A 19,536-nucleotide genomic window follows, 5' to 3' on the forward strand; every position below is an offset into this window, starting at 1 on the left:
TCGTCCGATGGCGGCTACGACCTGAGAATCCTCAGGCTGGTGCCCGTCGTCGAGACCTCGGCGACCGACCCCCCGAGTCCAGGAGCTCTCGTGCCCCTCGCCCGCCCCACCTCCCCTTCCGCCGGACGCAACCCCGGTCGTACGGCCGGCCGCACCGCCGGCCGAACGGCGCTGGTCGCCGCCGCGCTCGCCACGGCCGCCGCCTCGCTGCTCGCCGCACCCGCCGCGTCGGCCAAGGCCGCGCCGACCGGCGACTTCGCCGTGGTCGTCAACGGGACCACCTACAACCCCGCCGCGGGCAGGGACGTCAAGCTCCAGGACGTCACCGCGAACGGCCGCATCGCCGTGCGCGGCGTGAACGTGCGCTTCGACCTCGACGTCGCGACCTTCGGCGTCTACGACTACACGCTCACCGGCGCGCCGTCGGCCGACCGCATGGTGACCAGCCCGACCGTCGTGTTCGCCTCCAAGGTCCCGACGCTGACCTCGGCCCAGCGCGCCGGCGCGCGGCTCTCGCAGCTCGAGGTCAAGGACGACACCCTCACCGCGATCCTGTCGACGTCGGCGGGCAAGCTCAAGGTGCAGGCCAAGGACGCCCCGGCCGGCGGCATCTTCCAGATGGAGCCGGAGTTCGCCGGACCGGTCACCCTGACCCACGTCCTCGGTCCGGACCTCTTCTACTTCGTCAACCCGTTCACCGGCAAGATCAACTTCGGCGACGGGCTCGACCCGGTGACCTCGGGGGCGGGCGCGCACCAGATGCTGCTGGGCAAGGACAGCCCGCAGGTCGCGACGAAGACGAGCCAGACCGGCACGACCACGACCTGGGTCGTGCAGCCCGGCGGCCGCCTCGGCGGCGTCCTCGGCGAGGACGCCATCGAGCTCTCGGCGGGGGCGACCAGCTGCACCAGCCAGTGCCAGGCCGAGAACCAGGTCCGCGGCTCGCTGCCCATCCCGCCGCTCCCGACCGACCCGACCCCGATCGGCGGTTAGCCCAGCCCCAGCGCCTCCGTCATCTCCTGCCGCAGGCGGGCCAGCGTCTCGCCGGCCCGCCTGCGGTCGTCGGCGAGGCCGGCGGCCTGCTCGAGCGGGACGCGGGCCTCGAGGTAGGCCTTGAGCTTGGGCTCGGTGCCGGAGGGCCGGACGACGACGCGCACGGTCGGCCCCTCCAGGCGCACGGCGTCGGTGGGCGGCAGCCCCTCGATCCCGGGCCCGAGGTCGGACACCTCGACGGGCTCGCCGACCAGGGAGGCGGGAGGCCGGGCCCGCAGCCGGGCCATGGCGTCGCCGATCTGCGACAGGTCGTCCACCCGCGCCGACAGCTGGCCGGTCAGCGTGACCCCGTACGTCGTCGCGATCTCGTCGAGGCGCTCGGCCACCGTGGAACCGTCGGCCTTCAGCTGCGCGACGAGCGCGAGCACGCGGACGAGCGCCGTCATGCCGTCCTTGTCGTGCACGGCCTCGGGGTCGACGCAGTAGCCGATCGCCTCCTCGTAGCCGAAGGCCAGCCCCGGCACCCGTCCGATCCACTTGAAGCCGGTCAGCGTGGCGGCGAAGGGCTGCCCGTGGGCGGCGGCTACCCGCGCGAGCTCGGTGCTGGAGACGACCGAGCAGGCGTACGTGCCCCGCACCCCGCGGCGCAGCGCGTCCTCGCCGAGCAGGACGCCGAGCTCGTCGCCGGTGAGCATCCGCCAGCCGCCGTCCGGGAACCGCGCCGCCACGGCGCACCGGTCGGCGTCCGGGTCGTTGGCCACGACCACGTCGGCGTCGACCTCCTCGCCGAGGGCGAGCGCACGGTCGATCGCGCCGGGCTCCTCCGGGTTGGGGAAGGCGACGGTGGGGAAGTCGGGGTCCGGCTCGGCCTGCTCGGCGACCACGGCCGGGGCGGGGAAGCCGGCGCGGGCCACGAGGTCGAGGACGAGCCCGCCGCCGACGCCGTGCATCGGCGTGTACGCCCAGCGCAGGTCCCTCGGGCCCCCGGCCGGGGCGAGGGAGGCTGCGCGGGCGGCGTACGCGTCGAGCAGGTGGGGTCCGGCGTGGCGCCAGGCGTCGCTGCGCTGGACGTGGTCCAGCGGGCGCCGCGCCACCTCGTCGATGCGCGCGGCGATCTCCGCGTCGGCCGGCGGGACGATCTGGGAACCGTCGCCGAGGTAGACCTTGTAGCCGTTGTCGCGGGCCGGGTTGTGCGAGGCGGTCACCACGACACCGGCCTCGCAGCCGAGGTGGAGGATCCCGAAGGCGACGACCGGGGTCGGTACGGGTCCGTCAGTCAGCACGGCGTCGAAGCCGGCGGCCGCGAGGACCTTCACGGTGTCGAGCGCGAACCGTTCCGACCCGTGCCGGGCGTCGTGGCCGACGAGCACCGTGCTGCCGTGGGCCTGGCGCAGCGCCACCTGGTCGCGCAGGTACGCGGCCAGGCCGGCCGCGGCCTGGGTCACGACGACGCGGTTCATCCGGTTCGGGCCCGGTCCGAGCGCACCGCGCAGCCCGGCCGTCCCGAAGGCGAGCCGACCGGTGAACGCGTCCACCAGCCCGGCGTGCGCCTGCTCGTCGCCCGCGTCGGCCGCCTCGAGCAGCCGCTGGGCCTCCGCCCGCGTCGCGGGGTCCGGGTCCTGGGCGACCCAGGCCTCGACGGTTCCGCGGAGCTCGGGTGTCACAGCCATCGTCGAGCCCTACAGCGCCGCGACGATGCCGGCCAGGAGGCTGCGAAGGCGGGGGGCCGCGGCCTCCCCGGCCTCGAGGACCTCCAGGTGGTGGAGCGGGGTGGGGGAGATGCCGGCGGCGAGGTTGGTGACGAGGCTCAGGCCCAGCACCTCGGCGCCCAGCTCGCGGGCGGCGATGGTCTCGAGGCCGGTCGACATCCCGACCAGGTCGGCGCCCAGGACGCCGGCCATCCGGACCTCGGCGGGCGTCTCGAAGGAGGGGCCGTGGAACTGCGCGTACACGCCCTCGGTGAGGTCGGGGTCGACGCCGCGGGCGACCTTCCGCAGCCGCTTCGAGTAGGCCTCGGTCATGTCGATGAAGCGTGCGCCGATCAGCGGGTTCGCACCGGTGAGGTTGATGTGGTCGCGCAGCACCACGACGGTTCCGGCGGGCTTGTCGACGTCGAGCCCGCCGCAGCCGTTCGTCAGGACGACCGTGGTGGCGCCGGCCTTGACCGCGGTCCGGACGCCGTGCACGACCGGCGCGACACCGCGCCCCTCGTAGTAGTGGGTGCGGCCGGTCAGCACCGCAGCGGTCTTGCCGCCCGCCGTCCGCACCACGCGGAACTGCCCGCCGTGGCCCTGCACGACCGGGGCGCTGAAGCCCGGCAGCTCGCCGATCGGGCAGCTGCCGATCTCCTCGCCGAGGTCCTCCGACGCGGCCGACCACCCCGACCCGAGGGTCAGGGCGATGTCGATCCCGTCGATCCCGAACCTCTCGCGCACGGCCTGGGCGGCCTCCTCGGCGAGCGTGTACGGGTCGGGTCGGGTCGGCAGCGGCATGGTGCCGACCCTAACGAGGGCCCTCCCCGACCCCACCACCTGCCCGCACCGGCACCGCCGTGCCCGCCCCGGCGACATGCACCCGGGGAGCCCGCCCAGCGTCTCCGCGAACCGCTGAGGGACGACGGCGCCGGAGGCGACCGGGGTGGCGGGCGTCAGCGGTTCGTCGGCGGCCGGTCAGGCGAACGCGTCCACGTCCGTCAGGTCGGCGGAGAGCTCCCACAGCCAGGCGGCCTGCTGCGGGTCGATCGCGTACGGGCGCACGCCCGGTGCGTCGTCGGTCGAGACCTCGGCGACGTCGCAGTCGACGCAGTAGACGCCGCCGAGCCCGTCGAGCTGCCGGCTGGTCGCCGCCCACACCGTGGTCGCCGCGCCCTGCTCGGGGGTCTTGAAGTTCACCAGCGGGCGGCCCTGGTCGTCGACCCACCCCAGCGCCACCTGCTCCTCGAGGGGCAGGTGCCGCTGGAGCGGCGTGAGGATCCCGCCGGGGTGCAGCGAGAACGCGCGCACGCCCGCGTCGGCGCCGAGCTCGTCGAGCCGGACGGCGAACAGGACGTTCGCGGTCTTGGCCTGTCCGTACGCCTCCCACTTGTCGTAACCGGTCGTGAACATCGGGTCGTCCCAGCGGATCGGGCTGCGCCGGTGCCCGGCCGAGGAGACGGAGACGACCCGTCCGCCGCCGTCCGCGAGCAGCGGCCAGAGCCGGTTGACCAGGGCGAAGTGGCCGAGGTGGTTCGTCGCGAGCTGGGCCTCCCAGCCCGGGCCGACGCGGGTCTCGGGCGTGGCCATGATCCCGGCGTTGTCGATCATCAGGTCGACCGGGCGGCCCGCGGCGAGCACGCCGTCGGCGAAGGCCGCGACGCTCACCAGGTCGCCGAGGTCGAGGGTGCCGACGTCCGTGCGCTCGAGGCCCTCCAGCTCCTCACGAGCGCGGTCCGGGCGGCGGGCCGGGACGAGGACGTCGGCGCCCGCGGCCACGAGGGCCCGGGTCGTCTCCAGCCCGATGCCGGAGTAGCCGCCGGTGACGACGGCGTACCGGCCGGTGAGGTCGACGCCGTCGAGCACCTCGACGGCCGTCGTCGTGGCTCCGAAGCCGGAGCCGAGGGGTTCCTGAGGGGTGCGCGTCCAGGTGGTCACGCTCCGACGGTAGGCCCGCTCGTCAATGGAGCGGTTCTGACCGGTCAGACGCGGTCGGAACCGCTCCGACGGCCGGTCCGGGTCACCAGCCGCTGCGGCAGGGCCGGGTGCGCAGCTCGGTCAGGTAGTCCGCCGGCGCGCCCGCGACCTCCGCGGCGTCGGCGAGGATGCCGAGGGTCCGGGCGCTGGGCAGGCCGCCCTCGAAGTCGTCGAGGACGTAGACCCAGGCGGTCTTGATGCCGTCGAGCGTCTCGACGCGGACGCGGACCTTGGAGTAGAGGCCGGAGTCGGCGCTCTCCCAGGCGTCCAGCGCGGTCTCGTCGGCGTCGGTGACGTCGTAGACGGACACGAAGACGTGCTGCTCGCGCTCGGCGTCGGCCGCCTCGACCACCGTCGGGAGGGCGCCGTCGAAGCCGTCGCCGCCGAAGGTCAGCCGCCACCCGGGGATCCAGCCGGTCCAGCGCAGCGGGCTGTGCGGGCAGCGCTCGCCCATCTGCGCGGGATCGAGGTTGCTCCCGTAGGCGGCGTACAGCACGCACGGAGGTTAGCCGAACCCGTGCGCCCGACGGCCCGCGACGAGCCCACCGGGACGCGGGGCTGGTCCGCCCTGCGACCATGGGGGCGTGGACCAGGTGGTGATCGTCGGCGGTGGGCCGGGTGGCTACGAGGCCGCGCTCGTGGCGAGCCAGCTCGGGGGCTCCGTCACGCTCGTCGAGGACGAGGGGCTGGGCGGGTCGGCCGTGCTCACGGGCACCGTCCCGTCCAAGACGCTGATCGCGACCGCGGACGTGATGACCGAGGTGCGCGAGTCCGCCGAGCTCGGCGTCCGGCTCGACGCCGCGGGCTGCGCGGACGACGACCCCGACCACGGCGTCGCCGTCGACCTGTCCGCGGTGAACGCGCGGGTGCTCGACCTCGCCACCACGCAGTCGGCCGACATCGCCGAACGGCTGCGGGCCGAGCACGTCACGATCCTCGACGGCCGCGCGCGACTCGACGGTCCCGAGCGGGTCGTCGCCACGCTCAAGGACGGCACCGAGCAGGCCCTCGACGCCGACATCGTGCTGATCGCGACCGGTTCACGCCCCCGCGAGCTGGCGACGGCGCCCCTCGACGGCGAGCGCATCCTCAGCTGGCGCCACCTGTACGCGCTGACCGAGCTGCCCGAGCGGCTGATCGTCGTGGGCTCGGGCGTGACCGGCGCGGAGTTCGCCAGCGCGTACGACGCCCTCGGCTCCGACGTCGTGCTCGTCTCCTCCCGCGACCGGGTGCTGCCCGGCGAGGACGCCGACGCCGCGCAGGTGCTCGAGGACGTCTTCACCCGCCGGGGCATGACCGTGCTGTCCCGCTCGCGGGCCGCGTCGGTGGTGCGCTCCGGCGACGGCGTCGTCGTGACCCTCGCCGACGGCCGCACGGTCGAGGGGTCCCACTGCCTGCTCGCCGTCGGCTCGATCCCCAACACCGAGGGCCTCGGGCTGGAGACGACCCGGGTCGAGACCGACCGGAACGGTTCCATCGTCGTCGACCGGGTCTCACGGACCAAGGCGCGCGGCGTGTACGCGGCGGGCGACTGCACCGGCGTCCTGCCGCTGGCCTCGGTGGCCGCCATGCAGGGCCGCATCGCCATGTGGCACGCGCTCGGCGACGCCGTCGCCCCGCTCGACCTGCTGACCGTGTCCTCGAACGTCTTCACCACCCCCGAGATCGCCACCGTCGGCGTCAGCCAGCAGCAGGTCGACGACCACGTCGTGCCCGCCCGCCAGGTCGTGCTGCGGCTGCGCGGCAACCCCCGCGCCAAGATGCAGGGCAACCGGGACGGCTTCGTCAAGCTGTTCTGCCGCAGCGTGACCGGCATCGTCATCGGCGGCGTCGTCGTCGCCCCGCGGGCGAGCGAGCTCATCTACCCGATCTCGCTGGCCATCTCGCAGCGGCTGACCGTCGACCAGCTGTCGGCGTCGTTCACCGTCTACCCGTCGCTGTCGGGGTCCATCGCCGAGGCGGCCCGGCGGCTGCACGGGACCCGCTCGATCACCTGACGGGCGTCGGGACCATGCGCGAGGGCGTCGAGCACACCGAGGACGGGCGGTTCGTCGTCGTCGACGGCCGCCGCTGGCGCGCCACCGACCCGCTGATCCCCGACGAGCGGCGCGCGGAACTGCAGCGCGTGCTGATGGCCTGGCGCCGCGACGTCCGGCGGACGAAGGGCACCGACGAGGAGCGCACGTCCCGCGACGGCGTCCAGGCCGCGAAGGTCGCCCTCGGCGAGCGGGGGACGCCCTGGTGGGAGCAGTCCGAGGAGGAGCGTCGCGCGCGCTGGGAGGCGGAGCTCGGTGAACCCGGTGTGGGACGCTGAGCCATGACCACGACCGCCATCCAACGCTTCGGAGGCCGTGCCGCGTAGGCCGCCCCACCGGCTCCGCGCCTCGGCGCCGCCACGTCGTTCGGCGACCCTCCGCGGGGTCCCGGACGTCACCGCGCACGCGCTGGACCGCCTCGAGCACCCGTACCTGAGCTCGGCGGTGGTCGTCGACGCCCTGCGGGAGTGGGCCGAGGTCGTGGGCCGGTCGGAGGCCGAGCTGAGCGCGCCGCACAACGACTGGGCCGAGCTGGTCGGGCCGTCGGCGCGCGAGGTGCTCGAGGACGCGCTGCACGCGCTCCCGCGGCGGGCGTCCCGGCCGCTGCGCGCGGAGGTCGCCCGGCTCGATGCCGTCTTCGAGCGCAAGACGAGCCCCAACCCCTTCGCCGACCCGTCACGCCGCTGGTGGGCCCGTCGGTGGTGGCACTGAGGAGCGCCGCCGGCGCAGCCCGACGACGAACAGCGGCAGCCCGACGACCAGCAGCAGCAGGCCGATCCACACGGTGAGGTCGCCGCTGCCGAGCAGCAGGCCGACGACGAGGAGGGCCGCGCCCAGGACGAGCAGGGTCTGCCCTGTCTGCACGAGCAGGTTGGTGCGCGGCTGGCGTTCGGGTCGGCGCGGGCTCACGGGCGGCCGGCCTCCAGCGCGTCGGCCAGGCCGTTCAGGTCGTCGACCTGCAGGTCGAACTCGCCGTCCCGCGCCGGCTCCTCCTCCGGCCGCCGGACGAAGCAGGTGCGCATCCCGGTGCGTGCGGCGGCCCGCAGGTCCCAGGCGTGGGCGGCGACCATCATCAGCGCGCCCGGATCGAGCTCGAGCGCGTCGACGGCCACCGCGTACGCGCGCGGGTCCGGCTTGAACGCCCGCGACGGCGACGTCGACAGCGCGAGGTGCCAGGCGAGCCCGCCGTGGAGCGAGAAGCCGGCGATCTCGGCGGCGTCGGCGTTGGACAGGGCGACGACGAGGTGGTCGGCGCGCAGCCGGGTCAGCGCGGCCGCCGAGTCCGGCCACGCCTCGAAACGGTGGACGACCCCGGAGAGCTCGTCCTCCTCGTCCTGCGTCAGCGGGGCCAGGCCCGCCGCCTCGACGGCCTCCCGCAGGGCGGAGCGCCGCAGCTCGCGGTGCGGCGCCCAGGACCGGTCGCCGGCGCTGACCTCGTCGAGCAGCTCCTTCAGCCGAGCGGCGCTGCGGGCGGCCACGTCGAGCGCCGCCTGCTCGTCGACGCCCCGGCGTCCGAGCACCTGCCGGGCCGACCGGCGTACGCCGCCGCGGTCGTCCACGACGGTGCCCATGACGTCGAAGACCAGCGCGCGGGGAGGGGTGGTCATGCGCTCATGCTGCCAGCGGGGCCCCTCGCCGGACCGGGTGGGGCGTGGGCGGGCGCGGGTACTCTCGCGGCGTGGCGGCGGCACCGGCGGAGGCGACGGCCCCCGACCTCGCGCGCGACGAGGGCGACCTCGCCGCAGGCGTCGAGGCGTTCGCCGAGCTGCTGGCGGGACGGACCTGGACCGTGCTGTCCGGCGCCGGCATGAGCACCGACAGCGGGATCCCCGACTACCGCGGGCCGACGTCGGTGCGGGCCACGCCGATGCTCTACGCCGAGTTCGTCCGCTCGGTCGACAACCGCCGCCGCTACTGGGCCCGCTCGTACCAGGGCTGGTCCCGCATGGGCCACGCGGAGCCGAACGCCGGTCACCGCGCGCTCGTCGACCTCGAGCCGTCCGGCCTGATCGGCGTCGTCACCCAGAACGTCGACGGCCTCCACCAGCGCGCCGGCAGCTCGCCGGTCATCCCGCTGCACGGGTCGATCGCCGACGTCGTCTGCCTCGGCTGCGGCCGCGTCACGGGGCGCCGGGAGATGCAGGACCGCCTGGCCCTGCTCAACCCCGACGTCGGTGCGCCCCGCGTGCTCGAGCACGCGGAGCTCCGTCCCGACGGCGACGCCGTCGTCGACGAGTGGGGCGACTTCGTCCTCGCCGACTGCCTCGCCTGCGGCGGCGTCCTCAAGCCCGACGTGGTCTTCTTCGGGGAGACGGTCCCGCGCGACCGCGTCGACCAGGCGTACGCCCTCGTCGACGGTGCCGACGTCCTCGTCGTCCTCGGCTCGTCGCTGACGGTGATGTCGGGGCTGCGGTTCGTGCGGCACAACGTGAAGCACGAGCGCGACGTCGTCATCGTCAACCGCGGCACCACCCGCGGCGACGACCTCGCGACCCTCAAGCTCGCGCTCGGCTGCACCGAGACCCTCGAGGGCCTGCTCGACCTGCACCGTTCCTAGCCCCGGGAGCCGCGCCCAACCGGTCCGTCCCGGCTGCCCGAACCGCTGACCTCGGACGGAGCATCGGCGGGCTCGCGGGTCGAGGCTCAGCGGTTCGTCAGACCTGACAGCGTCGAGCACCCCCGCCGAGTGACGCGCCGACGTCTGGACGACCAGACGATGACGCCGCCGCGCGACGTCGGCCGGAGCGGAGCCGCCGGCGTCAGCGGGCGGGAGGAAGACGTCGGATCAGAGCGTCACGAGCGTCGGAGCGAAGCGGAGACAGAAGGCTCGGAGACCTAATCTCCGAAGAAGTCGCCGATCCCGTCGAACATGCTGCCGATCCCGTCACCGATCGACTCGAACCCGTCGCCGATTCCCTCGCCCAGGCCGCCGAGCCCGGCGCCGATGCCGCCGAACACGTTGCCGCCGCCGAAGAGCATGCTGCCGATCAGGACGCCGGAGAGCATGTCGCTGCCGCTCCAGCGGCCGTAGTAGCCCTGCGCCCAGGGCGCGTACCCGGGGCCGCCCTCCCAGTAGGGCACGCGCTGCGCGCCGACCTGGACGGTGCGGATGTACGGGTCGGCGCCGGCGAGCACGCGCTCGGCGTCGGCTGGGCAGGCCGGGACCGAGCGGACCGCGCCGCCCGGGGGAGCCCAGTCGACGTTCTGCGACGAGGGGCCGTGGGAGGGGTTGAAGAAGCACGGCGGCCGCTTCTGCGGCAGCGGGCGACCGTTCACGCGCGCCTTGACGCAGGCCACGGCGTACCGGCCGTCCTCGAGGATCTCGGTGACGTGGCGGATCTCGTCGGGCTTGGTGACGGCGTCGAGGGAGCTCTTGGCGTCCTCGTACGCGTCCAGGGCGCGCTGGTAGTCCTGCTGCATCGCCTCGTCGAGCGGGTGGCCGGCGACGTCGACGTCGAGGCGCTGGAGCTCCTCGCCGAACTTGGTCACGTCTTCGTCCGCCGCCCGCCGCGAGGTGGAGAGCTGGCTCTCGAGGGCGGCCTGCTCGGCCTGCTGACGCTGGGCGACGGCGTGCCGACGGTAGAGCCCGACACCCCCGAGGACTGCCGCCACCACGAGCAGCAGAAGGAGGAGATCCATGCCTCAAGGATGCCTCCCGGCCTCAAGGGCACCCGCCGTCGTGGGCCGGTTCTTACCCACTTCTTGTGGCCCTGCTGTCGCACTCGTTCCTTGTCCGGACAAATTGCGGGCGGCGGAAGCCCGTGCATCCCACGACAGCGTGAGATGGACGGGCTTGTCCAGCTCTGCAGAGCCGGACCAGCACGAGGAACCTCGGACGAGCGACGCCCGAGGAAGAGGCGGGCCTACGAGCAGCGCCCGCGCGGGGAACCGACCTCCGAGCGGCGGCGAACCCTCGCCTGCGGACTGCGGGACCCGCTCAGGCGTCGACGATCTCGCAGAGCACCGAGCCCGACGTGACGGTCGCCCCGATCTCGGCGGCGAGGCCGCTGACCGTGCCCGCCCGGTGCGCCGTGAGAGGCTGCTCCATCTTCATCGCCTCGAGCACGACGACCAGGTCGCCGGCCTCGACGTGGTCGCCGTCGGCGACGGCCACCTTGACGATGGTGCCCTGCATCGGCGAGGTCAGGGCGTTGCCGCTCGGCGCGCTCGCCGCGGCCGTCTTGCGGCGCGACGGCTTGGCCTTGGGTCCGCCGCCGTTCGACGCCGTCCGTACGGCCCCCGCGCCGAGCCCGGCGGGCAGGACGACCTCGAGGCGGCGGCCGCCGACCTCGACGACGACCCGCTCGCGCTCGCCCTCCTCGCTCGCCTCGGCGGTGGCGCCGTGCCAGGGCTGGATCTGGTTGTCGAACTCCGTCTCGATCCAGCGGGTGTGCACGCCGAACGTCCCGTCGGCGGCCGTGAACGCCGGGTCGTCGAGCACGACGCGGTCGAACGGCACCACGGTCGGCATCCCGTCCAGCTGCAGCTCGGCGAGGGCGCGCCGCGACCGGGCCAGCGCCTGCTCGCGGTCCGCGCCGGTGACGATGATCTTGGCGACGAGGGAGTCGAAGCTGCCGGGGACCGTCATGCCCGCGCGGTAGCCCTCGTCGACGCGCACGCCCGGGCCGTTCGGCGGCACCCAGGTCGTGAGCGTGCCGGGAGCCGGCAGGAAGCCGCGGCCCGGGTCCTCGGCGTTGATGCGGAACTCGATCGAGTGCCCGCGCGTGACCGGGTCGTCGTAGCCCAGCGCCTCGCCGTCGGCGACCCGGAACATCTCGCGCACGAGGTCGAGGCCGGTCACCTCCTCCGAGACCGGGTGCTCGACCTGGAGCCGGGTGTTGACCTCGAGGAAGGAGATCGTCCCGTCCTGCCCGACGAGGAACTCGCAGGTCCCGGCACCGACGTAACCGGCCTCGCGCAGGATCGCCTTGGACGACGTGTACAACCGGTCCATCTGCTCGGCGCTGAGGAACGGCGCGGGCGCCTCCTCCACGAGCTTCTGGTGGCGCCGCTGCAGCGAGCAGTCGCGGGTGGAGACGACGACGACGTTGCCGTGCGTGTCGGCGATGCACTGGGTCTCGACGTGGCGGGGGCGGTCGAGGTAGCGCTCGACGAAGCACTCGCCGCGCCCGAACGCCCCGACGGCCTCGCGGACGGCCGACTCGTACAGCTCGGGGATCTCCTCGAGCGTGCGGGCGACCTTGAGCCCGCGGCCGCCGCCGCCGAAGGCGGCCTTGATCGCCACCGGCAGCCCGAACTCGCGCGCGAACGCGACGACCTCGTCGGCGTCGGCGACCGGGTCGGCCGTGCCGGGGACCAGGGGGGCGCCGACCTTCTGCGCGATGTGGCGGGCCTGGACCTTGTCGCCCAGGGCGGTGATCGCCGCGGGCGGCGGGCCGATCCAGGTGAGCCCTGCCTCGGTCACCGCGGTGGCGAAGTCGGCGTTCTCGGCCAGGAAGCCGTAGCCGGGGTGCACGGCGTCGGCACCGGAACGGGCGGCGACGTCGAGGATCTTGGCGATGTCGAGGTACGTCTGCGCCGGCGTCGCCCCGCCGAGGGCGTACGCCTCGTCGGCCAGGGTGACGAAGAGCCCGTCGGCGTCGGCGTCGGCGTAGACCGCGACGCTGGCCAGGCCGGCGTCGGCCGCCGCCCGGATGACGCGGACCGCGATCTCGCCGCGGTTGGCCACGAGGACCTTGCTGATGCGTCCCGGGGTGGTGCGTCCCGAACGGCTCGCCTCTGGCACGTGGCTCTTCCTCCCGCGGTGGCGCCCTCGGCTCCCGCGTCGGAGGAGTCTAGTGGTCGGGCGCCCGCACGGTGCCGGGCGCACCGGGCGCTGACCGCCGGTGGTGCGACGGGGGCCGTCCCGGTCGGCGCGACCTGTGCGAGGCTGCACCCGTGGCCCGAGACGACGCGCCCAGCGAGCAGGACGGCGACCAGGACGGGGCGGCGACGCCCGACGACAAGGACTGGACCTGGGTCCTGCAGCGACGCTGCGACGAGTGCGGCGCAGAGGTCTCGACCGTGGGCCGCGACGAGCTCGGGGAACGCTTCTTCGTCGCCGCGGAGGAGTGGGTGGCGATCCTCGAGGAGAACCCGGCCGTCGAGGTCCGCCCCGCGCCGGGCGTCTGGTCGCCGCTGGAGTACGGCGCGCACGTCCGCGACGTCTACGCGATGACGAGCGAGCGCCTCGACCTGCTCCTGACCGCCGACGACCCGGTCTTCGCGAACTGGGACCAGGACGAGGCCGCGCGCGAGGGCCGCTACGCCGAGCAGGACCCCGAGCAGGTCGCCGACGAGCTCGAGGCGGCGGCGCAGCGGCTCGTGAGCGAGATCGCCGAGATCGAGCCCGGGGCCTGGGGGCGTACGGGTACGCGGTCGAACGGCTCGCCCTTCACGGTGGAGACGCTGCTGCAGTACGTCCTGCACGACGTGGTCCACCACCTGTGGGACGTCACCGGCCAGCAGGACGCGGCAGCCTCGCTCCAGCTGGGCTGACCTGCAGCGGGGACCGACGTACGGCTGGGCCGACCCGCCCCGACCGGTCCGGCTCAGCCCGCTGCGGCGGCCTCGAGCGCGGCGACGTCCAGCTTCTTCATGCCGAGCATCGCCCGCATGGCCCGGCTCGCGCGGGCGGGGTCCGGGTCGGCGAGCAGCTCGTTCAGGACCCGGGGCACGACCTGCCACGACACGCCGAACTTGTCGCGGCACCACCCGCACTGGCTCTCCTCGCCGCCGTCGCCGACGAAGGTGTCCCAGTAGCGGTCGACCTCCGCCTGGTCGGCGCAGTCGACCTGCAGCGAGAAGGCCTCGTCGAGCGTGAACTCGGGCCCGCCGTTCAGGAAGGTGTACGGGCGCCCGTCCAGCACGAGCTCGACGGTCAGCACCTGGCCCTCGCGGTCGGGGTTCTCCGCGCCCCAGCGGCTGAGGCTGGTGATCCTGCTGTCGGGGAACAGCGCGACGTAGAAGTTCGCGGCGTCCTCGCCCTGGGTGTCGAACCACAGGCACGGCGTGATGGCACTCATCGGTCCTCCTCGGGATGGCGGGTCATCAGGTACGACCTCGCCGCGTCGGGTCACTCATCGGCGCCCGGCAAATTGCCTGGCGCCCACGTGACCGGCGCGGTTCGCTGGGGCGGTGCTGCCCACCACCTGGACGCCGTACCGGCGCGCGGAGGACGACGAGCTGCTCGGCCACCTCGAGGACCGCGGGGACGGCGTCGTCCCGCTGACCCTCTTCGGGGCGCCGCTGGCTGCGCCGGGCACCCGCGCCGAGGCCGAGGCCGTGCTGGACGCGCGGGGGCTGGCCAGCCTCGCCGAGCCCTGGCTGCTCCGGCAGGCCGATGGCGTGGAGGTCCGGGTGGCGGTCGTGGCCGCGTACCCGGACCGGGTGCTTGTGGTGCCCGCGCCGTACGGGTACGCCGACCCCGCCGAGCGGACGGTGGTCGTCGCCGCCGAGGACGGAGCGGTCCTGCTCAGGCCGTACGCCTGAGCAGGGCCGCTCGTCGAGATCGCCGGCCAGGGGCCTCAGCGGGCGCCGACCAGCTCCCTGCTGCGGTCGTCCGGCGCCGGGGCCGGGGCGGTGCCGTGGTCGTCGACGAGGTTGGCCTCGTCGAAGGGGAGCTCGCCGGCGAAGACCCGGCGGGCCCGGTCGGCGTCGAAGCTGCGGGTCCAGCGCCCGACGATCAGGGTGGCGACGGCGTTGCCGGAGAAGTTCGTCACCGCGCGGGCCTCGGACATGAAGCGGTCGATGCCCACGATGAGCCCGACCCCGTCGACCAGGTCGGGGCGGTGCGAGGCGAGGCCGCCGGCCAGGGTGGCCAGCCCGGCGCCGGTGACGCCCGCGGCGCCCTTGGACGCGATCATCATGAACACCAGCAGCGAGATCTGCTCGCCCGCACCCAGCGGGCTGCCCTGCGCGCTGGCCACGAACAGCGAGGCCATCGTCAGGTAGATCGCGGTGCCGTCGAGGTTGAAGGAGTAGCCCGTCGGCACGACGACGCCGACCGTGGAGCGCGAGACGCCGAGATGTTCCATCTTGGCGATCAGGCGGGGCAGCGCCGACTCCGAGGAGGAGGTCGACACGATCAGCAGGTACTCGCGGCCCAGGTAGCGCAGCAGCGAGAAGATGCTGACGCCGGTGATCGCCTTGAGCAGCAGGCCCAGCACGACGAACACGAAGAGCGCGCAGGCGATGTAGAAGGCGATCATGAGCACGGCCAGGCTCTTGAGCGCGGCCACCCCGGTGCTGCCGACCACCGCGGCGATGGCGCCGAAGGCCCCGATCGGCGCGAGCCACATGATCATGGACAGGATCCGGAACACGAGCTTCTGCAGGTGGCCGATGCCGCGCAGCACCGGCTCGCCCGCGGCGCCCATGCCCTGCAGCGCGAAGCCGACCAGCAGCGCGACGAGGAGCGTCTGCAGCACGGTCTCGGTGGTGAAGGCCGAGAACAGCGTGGTGGGGATGATGTTGAGGATGAACTCGGCGGTGCTGAGCTTCTCCGCCGGTGCCTGCGCCGCGCCGACCTTGGCCGCGGCGTCGGTGAGGCGGAGCCCCTCCCCGGGGTGGATGATGTTGCCGACCGCGAGGCCGATGGCCAGCGCGAAGGTCGACATCACGAGGAAGTAGGCGAGCGCGAGGCCGCCGGCCTTGCCGACCTGCGACGCCTTGCGGACCGAGCCGATGCCCAGCACGATCGTGCAGAAGATCACCGGCGCGATCATCATCTTGATCAGCGCGACGAAGCCGGTGCCGAGCGGCTTGAGCGCCTTGCCGAGGTCCGGGGCCACGAAGCCCACGAGGATGCCGAGCCCGACCGCGACGATCACGGCGATGTAGAGGAAGTGGGTGCGGTCGCGCTTCGTCGCCGGCGCCTGCGGCTCCCCGGCGGCCTCCAGGGCGTCGCGGGTGTCGGACGGCGGCGGCGAGGACGGTCCCGTGGACGCGCTCATGGGTGCTCCTGGTCAGCTCTGACGGGTGCGCCGGGTGGCGTGGGTCTGATCCTGGGACGGGCCTGCGACGCGCCGCCCCCTTGCGTTCGTTGAGTTCACGAGCGCGCGCGTCCCTTCCTCGCGGGCGCCCGGCGCGGGCACACTGACCGTCGTGAGCCGGTCGTACGCGTCGTGAGCAGGCCGTGAACCTGCGGGCGCGCCTCGCGGCGCAGAGCGTGGCCGTGCAGATCCTGCTGCTGCAGGTCGTCGTCGTGGCGGCCGTCGTCAGCGTCGGGTCCGCCCTCGCCCTGGCCGACGCGCGCGGCGACCAGCGCCGTGAGGCGGAGACGGCCACGCTGCTCGTCGCCCACACCGTCGCCACCACCCCCGACGTCGTCGACGCCGTGGCCGACGCCGACCCGACCGTCGCGCTGCAGCCGTACGCGCTCGCCGTGCAGCGCCAGACCGGCACCGACTTCATCGTGATCATGTCGACGGCCGGACGGCGCTGGACCCACCCGGACCCCGCGCAGATCGGCGGGACGTTCCGCGGGACGATCGCGGGCGCGGTCGAGGGGCGCGACGTCACCGAGGAGTACGCCGGCACGCTCGGCCCGTCGGTCCGCTCCGTGGTGCCCGTGCGTCGCGACGGGCAGGTCGTCGCGCTCGTCGGCGTCGGGATCACGACCGAGCGGCTGAGCCGCTCGTTCTGGCCCAGCCTGCTGCCCATCGGCCTGGCCGCGCTCGCCGTCCTCGCGGTCGGGACCATCGGCGCCGCGCTGGTCAGCCGCCGCGTACGCCGCCAGACCGGCGGCCTGCCCGAGCAGGAGCTGGCCCGCATGCTCGACTACCACGACGCGGTCCTGCACTCGGTGCGCGAGGGCATCGTCCTGGTGGGGCTCGACCACCGCGTGCGCCTGGTCAACGACGAGGCGCGGCGGCTCCTGGGCGCCGACCCCGAGGTCGGCCAGCCGGTCGGGCCGGAGCTCCCGGAGGCGCTCGCCGCGACCATGGCCTCGCCGCGCGACGTGCGCGACGAGTGGCACCTCGTCGGCGACCGGATCCTCGTGGTCAACCACACGACGGCCCGCTGGCGCGGCCGGGCGCTCGGCACGGTGACCACGCTGCGCGACCGCACCGAGCTCCAGGCCGCGACCCGCGAGCTCGACTCGGTGCGGGGCCTCGCCGACGCGCTGCACGCCCAGGTGCACGAGTCCGGCAACCGGATGCACACCGTGGTCTCGCTCATGGAGCTCGGCCGGACCGACGAGGCGATCGGCTTCGCGACGGGCGAGCTCGAGCGCGGCGGCCGGCTCGACGCCGAGATCGCCGAGCAGGTGGGCGACCCCGTCGTGGCCGCGCTGCTGCTGGGCAAGACCGCCCAGGCGACCGAGCGGGGCGCCGAGCTCCGTCTCGGCGCCGGCTCGCGGGTGGAGGCGCACACGTTCGACGAGCACGACCTGCTGACGCTGCTCGGCAACCTCGTCGACAACGCGCTCGACGCCGCCCTCGGCACGGCCGACCGGCGACCCGCCGTGGTGCAGGTCGACCTGCAGCTCCACGGACCGGTTCTGCGGCTCGCCGTGGAGGACAGCGGCGGCGGCGTGGACCCGGCCGACCGCGACCAGATCGTGCGGCGGGGGTGGTCCACCAAGTCGACCGACTCCGTCGCCGGCCGCGGGCTCGGGCTCGCGCTCGTCCTGCAGACCGTGCGCCGGCTCGGCGGGCGGCTGGAGATCGGCGAGAGCCCGCTCGGCGGGGCACGGTTCGTCGTGGTCGTGGGGGAGCGCTGATGGTCTACCGGGCCGTCGTCGTCGAGGACGAGGAGACCGCCGGGGCGGCGCACGCGGCGTACCTGGAACGTCTCGGCTTCGAGGTCGTCGGGGTCGCCCGCTCGGGCCGGGACGCGGTGCGGACCCTCGCCCGCCACACCGACGTCGACCTCGTGCTGCTCGACCTCAAGCTCCCCGACACCCACGGGCTGCAGCTGCTCGCGCACCTCCGCGTCGCGGGGGTGGACGCCGACGTGATCGCCGTGACCTCGGTGCGCGAGGTGGAGGCCGTGCGGCAGGCGGTCTCGCAGGGCGTGGTGGCGTACCTGATCAAGCCGTTCAGCTTCGCCGCGTTCAAGACCAAGATCGAGCAGTACGTCGCCTACCGCGACCAGCTCGACGCGCAGCCGACGTCGGTGGCGCAGTCGGACGTGGACGCGATGCTGCGCACCCTGCGCCCGCACCGCAGCGCCGAGGCGCTGCCCAAGGGGCTGAGCCCCGAGACCGTCGGGCTCGTCGTCCGCGCCGTGCAGGACGGCGGGCCGCTCTCGGCCGGCGAGGCGGCCGAGCGGGTCGGGACCTCGCGCGTCACCGCCCGGCGCTACCTCGAGCACCTGGTCGACACCGGCGTCGCCGAGCGCAGGACGCGGCACGGCGGGTCGGGGCGTCCGGAGATCGAATACGTCTGGCGGTGACGGCCCGCGGGGTGGTGGGGTGACGGGGTGAGCGACGCACCAAGGCTGCTGGAGAGCACCCGCCGAGCCCTCGACCACCGCCTCGCCCGGGCCCAGGCGGAGGGACGGGCGCCGAGCCTGGCCGCCGGCCTGGTCCGCGACGGTTCCCTCGTCTGGACCGGGGCCGCCGGTTCCGTCGACGGGGCCCCGCCGACCCCGGACACGCAGTACCGGATCGGCTCGATCACCAAGACGTTCGTCGCGGTCCTGGTCCTGAGGCTGCGCGACGAGGGCCTGCTCGACCTCGACGACGCGCTGGAGACGCACCTGCCCGGCACGACGGTCGGCGACCGCACCGTGCTGCAGCTGCTCAGCCACACCGCCGGCATCGCCTCGGAGACCCCGACGCCGTGGTGGGAGCGCACCGACGGCGCGCTGCGGCCGCAGGTCGCCGACGTGCTCGGGCCCGAGCCGCGCATCCTGCGCCGAGGCCGGCACTTCCACTACTCCAACCCCGGCTTCGCGCTCCTCGGGGCGCTGGTCGCGCGGCGCCGTGGCCGGTCCTTCGGCGAGGTGCTCGCCGCGGAGGTCCTCGAGCCGCTCGGGCTGCGGCGGACCACGCTCATGCCGGCCGCGCCGCACGCGCAGGGCTTCGCCGTGCACCCGTGGGCGGACCTGCTGCTGCCCGAACCCGCCCACGACTCGGGCTGGATGGCCCCGGCGGGGCAGCTCTGGTCGACCGTCGAGGACCTCTCGCGCTTCGCCTCGTTCCTCCTCGACGGCGACGACCGCGTGCTGCCGCTCGACTCGCTGCGGGAGATGCGCGAGCCCGTCGCCGGCACGGAGGCGGAGTCCGGCGGTTACGGGCTCGGGATGCAGGCGTCGGGCGGGCCCCACCCGCTGGTGGGCCACGGCGGCTCGATGCCCGGCTTCCTCGCCGGGCTCGACCTCGCGGTCGACGACGGGCTCGCCTTCGTGGCGTTCGCGAACGTCACGGCGGGTCCCGACCTCGGCGGGCTCATCGAGGACCTGGCCGAGGTGGTGCGGACGGCCGAGCCGCGCTTCCCGCAGGCCTGGAAGCCGCTCCCCGAGGCGGATCCGGAGCTCCTCGCGCTGACCGGGCCCTGGTACTGGGGCGCGACGCCGTACGCCGTCAAGCTGCAGGCCGACCGGCACCTCGAGCTCGTGACCCTCGCCGCGCGCGGACGGGAGTCGCGCTTCGGGCCCGAGGGGGAGGGGACCTGGACCGGGCTGGACGGCTACTACCGCGGCGAGACGTTGACGGTGGTCCGCGACGCGGCGGGCGCCGTGACCCACCTCGACCTCGGCTCGTTCGTGCTCACCCGCGCGCCATATGCCCCGACCGGCGTGGTTCCGGGTGGGGTCGACCCCGCGGGCTGGACGGGCGACCCCGAGGGGACCCCCGATCCCCCCGCCGAGCGGTAGGTTGCCGCGCCCGA

20 protein-coding genes are annotated in these 19,536 nt (G+C 74.5%); 10 read left to right on the forward strand and 10 right to left on the reverse strand.

What is annotated here, in order from left to right; all coding sequences use genetic code 11:
• Positions 1 to 90 precede the first annotated feature (90 nt).
• Positions 91 to 993, forward strand: coding sequence for a hypothetical protein (locus BMY04_RS04525; protein WP_091177982.1), 903 nt, complete (start codon positions 91 to 93; stop codon positions 991 to 993).
• Here BMY04_RS04525 and BMY04_RS04530 read toward each other — a convergent pair.
• The 4 genes from BMY04_RS04530 to BMY04_RS04545 form a co-directional block, all read right to left on the reverse strand.
• The gene (locus BMY04_RS04530) at positions 990 to 2,663 is read right to left on the reverse strand and encodes a phospho-sugar mutase (protein ID WP_091177983.1); all 1,674 of its coding nucleotides are present in this window, start codon (positions 2,661 to 2,663) and stop codon (positions 990 to 992) included. The genes BMY04_RS04525 and BMY04_RS04530 overlap by 4 nt on opposite strands.
• A gap of 9 nt (positions 2,664 to 2,672) precedes the next feature.
• Complete coding sequence (locus BMY04_RS04535) at positions 2,673 to 3,485, reverse strand: purine-nucleoside phosphorylase (RefSeq protein WP_091177984.1); 813 nt, start codon at positions 3,483 to 3,485, stop codon at positions 2,673 to 2,675.
• A 177-nt stretch (positions 3,486 to 3,662) separates the two neighbouring features.
• Positions 3,663 to 4,622 carry an SDR family NAD(P)-dependent oxidoreductase gene (locus BMY04_RS04540; protein WP_091177985.1) on the reverse strand — a complete coding sequence of 320 codons (960 nt, stop codon included), beginning with the start codon at positions 4,620 to 4,622 and terminating at the stop codon, positions 3,663 to 3,665.
• An 82-nt stretch (positions 4,623 to 4,704) separates the two neighbouring features.
• On the reverse strand, positions 4,705 to 5,157 hold the full coding sequence (locus BMY04_RS04545) for a gamma-glutamylcyclotransferase family protein (RefSeq protein WP_091177986.1): 453 nt from the start codon (positions 5,155 to 5,157) through the stop codon (positions 4,705 to 4,707).
• Positions 5,158 to 5,245: 88 nt separating this feature from the next.
• On the opposite strand from BMY04_RS04545, the gene BMY04_RS04550 reads away from it, so the two are divergent.
• Genes BMY04_RS04550 through BMY04_RS04560 form a run of 3 tightly spaced genes read left to right on the forward strand, consistent with a single transcriptional unit; the run spans position 5,246 to position 7,408 of the window.
• The gene (locus BMY04_RS04550) at positions 5,246 to 6,658 is read left to right on the forward strand and encodes an NAD(P)H-quinone dehydrogenase (RefSeq protein WP_091177987.1); all 1,413 of its coding nucleotides are present in this window, start codon (positions 5,246 to 5,248) and stop codon (positions 6,656 to 6,658) included.
• 14 nt (positions 6,659 to 6,672) lie between these two features.
• The gene (locus BMY04_RS04555; RefSeq protein ID WP_091177988.1) at positions 6,673 to 6,975 is read left to right on the forward strand and encodes a hypothetical protein; all 303 of its coding nucleotides are present in this window, start codon (positions 6,673 to 6,675) and stop codon (positions 6,973 to 6,975) included.
• A gap of 37 nt (positions 6,976 to 7,012) precedes the next feature.
• Positions 7,013 to 7,408, forward strand: a complete 396-nt coding sequence (locus tag BMY04_RS04560; protein ID WP_091177989.1) for a hypothetical protein — start codon at positions 7,013 to 7,015, stop codon at positions 7,406 to 7,408.
• Here the strand turns inward: BMY04_RS04560 and BMY04_RS04565 are convergent.
• Together BMY04_RS04565 and BMY04_RS04570 are read right to left on the reverse strand one after the other, a co-directional pair.
• Positions 7,373 to 7,606: a hypothetical protein gene (locus BMY04_RS04565; RefSeq protein WP_091177990.1), complete on the reverse strand. Its 234-nt coding sequence runs from the start codon at positions 7,604 to 7,606 to the stop codon at positions 7,373 to 7,375. The genes BMY04_RS04560 and BMY04_RS04565 overlap by 36 nt on opposite strands.
• Positions 7,603 to 8,304 (reverse strand): haloacid dehalogenase type II, encoded by a 702-nt coding sequence (locus BMY04_RS04570; RefSeq protein ID WP_091177991.1) that lies wholly within the window; start codon positions 8,302 to 8,304, stop codon positions 7,603 to 7,605. Before BMY04_RS04570 ends, BMY04_RS04565 begins: the two co-directional genes overlap by 4 nt.
• 71 nt (positions 8,305 to 8,375) lie before the next feature.
• Between BMY04_RS04570 and BMY04_RS04575 the strand changes: the two genes are divergently transcribed.
• Positions 8,376 to 9,254 carry a Sir2 family NAD-dependent protein deacetylase gene (locus BMY04_RS04575; RefSeq protein ID WP_232506110.1) on the forward strand — a complete coding sequence of 293 codons (879 nt, stop codon included), beginning with the start codon at positions 8,376 to 8,378 and terminating at the stop codon, positions 9,252 to 9,254.
• 278 nt (positions 9,255 to 9,532) lie between these two features.
• Here the strand turns inward: BMY04_RS04575 and BMY04_RS04580 are convergent, their stop codons facing one another.
• Positions 9,533 to 10,336 carry a hypothetical protein gene (locus tag BMY04_RS04580; RefSeq protein ID WP_091177992.1) on the reverse strand — a complete coding sequence of 268 codons (804 nt, stop codon included), beginning with the start codon at positions 10,334 to 10,336 and terminating at the stop codon, positions 9,533 to 9,535.
• A gap of 298 nt (positions 10,337 to 10,634) precedes the next feature.
• Positions 10,635 to 12,443: an acetyl/propionyl/methylcrotonyl-CoA carboxylase subunit alpha gene (locus BMY04_RS04585; protein WP_232506111.1), complete on the reverse strand. Its 1,809-nt coding sequence runs from the start codon at positions 12,441 to 12,443 to the stop codon at positions 10,635 to 10,637.
• Between the two features lie 152 nt (positions 12,444 to 12,595).
• On the opposite strand from BMY04_RS04585, the gene BMY04_RS04590 reads away from it, so the two are divergent.
• A complete protein-coding gene (locus BMY04_RS04590; RefSeq protein WP_091177993.1) occupies positions 12,596 to 13,195 on the forward strand; it encodes a DinB family protein in 600 nt (199 codons plus the stop codon).
• Between the two features lie 53 nt (positions 13,196 to 13,248).
• On the opposite strand, the gene BMY04_RS04595 is transcribed toward BMY04_RS04590, so the two are convergent.
• On the reverse strand, positions 13,249 to 13,722 hold the full coding sequence (locus BMY04_RS04595; RefSeq protein ID WP_091177994.1) for a VOC family protein: 474 nt from the start codon (positions 13,720 to 13,722) through the stop codon (positions 13,249 to 13,251).
• Positions 13,723 to 13,834: 112 nt separating this feature from the next.
• Here BMY04_RS04595 and BMY04_RS04600 point away from each other — a divergent pair, with 112 nt between their 5' ends.
• On the forward strand, positions 13,835 to 14,188 hold the full coding sequence (locus tag BMY04_RS04600) for a hypothetical protein (RefSeq protein WP_198409942.1): 354 nt from the start codon (positions 13,835 to 13,837) through the stop codon (positions 14,186 to 14,188).
• Positions 14,189 to 14,223: 35 nt separating this feature from the next.
• On the opposite strand, the gene BMY04_RS04605 is transcribed toward BMY04_RS04600, so the two are convergent.
• A complete protein-coding gene (locus BMY04_RS04605; RefSeq protein WP_091177995.1) occupies positions 14,224 to 15,651 on the reverse strand; it encodes a cation:dicarboxylate symporter family transporter in 1,428 nt (475 codons plus the stop codon).
• Positions 15,652 to 15,833: 182 nt separating this feature from the next.
• On the opposite strand from BMY04_RS04605, the gene BMY04_RS04610 reads away from it, so the two are divergent.
• From BMY04_RS04610 to BMY04_RS04620, 3 genes are read left to right on the forward strand one after another with little or no spacing between them, the layout of a single operon-like run.
• On the forward strand, positions 15,834 to 17,423 hold the full coding sequence (locus BMY04_RS04610) for a sensor histidine kinase (RefSeq protein WP_091177996.1): 1,590 nt from the start codon (positions 15,834 to 15,836) through the stop codon (positions 17,421 to 17,423).
• A complete protein-coding gene (locus tag BMY04_RS04615) occupies positions 17,423 to 18,097 on the forward strand; it encodes a response regulator (RefSeq protein ID WP_091177997.1) in 675 nt (224 codons plus the stop codon). The genes BMY04_RS04610 and BMY04_RS04615 overlap by 1 nt, the downstream gene beginning before the upstream one ends.
• 27 nt (positions 18,098 to 18,124) lie before the next feature.
• A complete protein-coding gene (locus BMY04_RS04620; protein WP_091177998.1) occupies positions 18,125 to 19,522 on the forward strand; it encodes a serine hydrolase domain-containing protein in 1,398 nt (465 codons plus the stop codon).
• Positions 19,523 to 19,536: the final 14 nt, after the last annotated feature.

Source organism: Microlunatus flavus (genome assembly GCF_900110855.1).
Lineage (GTDB): Bacteria > Actinomycetota > Actinomycetes > Propionibacteriales > Propionibacteriaceae > Microlunatus > Microlunatus flavus.

Bases quoted from the DNA above. Each gene is read 5' to 3' on its own strand.
- BMY04_RS04595 (WP_091177994.1), bottom strand. From the start codon at position 13,722: ATGAGTGCCATCACGCCGTGCCTGTGGTTCGACACCCAGGGCGAGGAC.
- BMY04_RS04605 (WP_091177995.1), bottom strand. From the start codon at position 15,651: ATGAGCGCGTCCACGGGACCGTCCTCGCCGCCGCCGTCCGACACCCGC.
- BMY04_RS04570 (WP_091177991.1), bottom strand. From the start codon at position 8,304: ATGACCACCCCTCCCCGCGCGCTGGTCTTCGACGTCATGGGCACCGTC.
- BMY04_RS04555 (WP_091177988.1), top strand. From the start codon at position 6,673: ATGCGCGAGGGCGTCGAGCACACCGAGGACGGGCGGTTCGTCGTCGTC.
- BMY04_RS04615 (WP_091177997.1), top strand. From the start codon at position 17,423: ATGGTCTACCGGGCCGTCGTCGTCGAGGACGAGGAGACCGCCGGGGCG.
- BMY04_RS04530 (WP_091177983.1), bottom strand. From the start codon at position 2,663: ATGGCTGTGACACCCGAGCTCCGCGGAACCGTCGAGGCCTGGGTCGCC.
- BMY04_RS04580 (WP_091177992.1), bottom strand. From the start codon at position 10,336: ATGGATCTCCTCCTTCTGCTGCTCGTGGTGGCGGCAGTCCTCGGGGGT.
- BMY04_RS04535 (WP_091177984.1), bottom strand. From the start codon at position 3,485: ATGCCGCTGCCGACCCGACCCGACCCGTACACGCTCGCCGAGGAGGCC.